Source organism: Escherichia sp. 94.0001 (assembly GCF_013369155.2).
GTDB lineage: Bacteria > Pseudomonadota > Gammaproteobacteria > Enterobacterales > Enterobacteriaceae > Escherichia > Escherichia coli_F.
Genome location: NZ_JABWMS020000275.1, coordinates 1 through 318 on the forward strand (window position 1 = coordinate 1; position 318 = coordinate 318).

General features: G+C 51.3%; 1 protein-coding gene. It reads right to left on the minus strand.

What is annotated here, in order from left to right; genetic code table 11:
• The coding region (locus tag HEN33_RS25690; RefSeq protein ID WP_183083557.1) for a recombinase RecT at window positions 1-318 on the minus strand (318 nt) is incomplete at both ends.

A 318-nucleotide genomic window follows, 5' to 3' on the forward strand; every position in this document is an offset into this window, starting at 1 on the left:
ATATCTGGGAACAGAGCGGCAATAAGTCGTCATCCCATGTTTTATCCAGGGCGATCAGCAGAGTGTTAATTTCCTGCATGGTTTCATCGTTAACCGGAGTGATGTCGCGTTCCGGCTGACGTTCTGCAGTGTATGCGGTATTTTCGACAATGCGCTCGGCTTCATCCTTGTCATAGATACCCGCAAATCCGAAGGCCAGACGGGCACACTGAATCATGGCTTTATGTCGTAACATGCGTTTGGGATGTGACTGCCACGGTCCGGTGATTTCTCTGCCTTCGCGGGTTTTGAATGGTTCGCGGCGGCATTCATCCATCC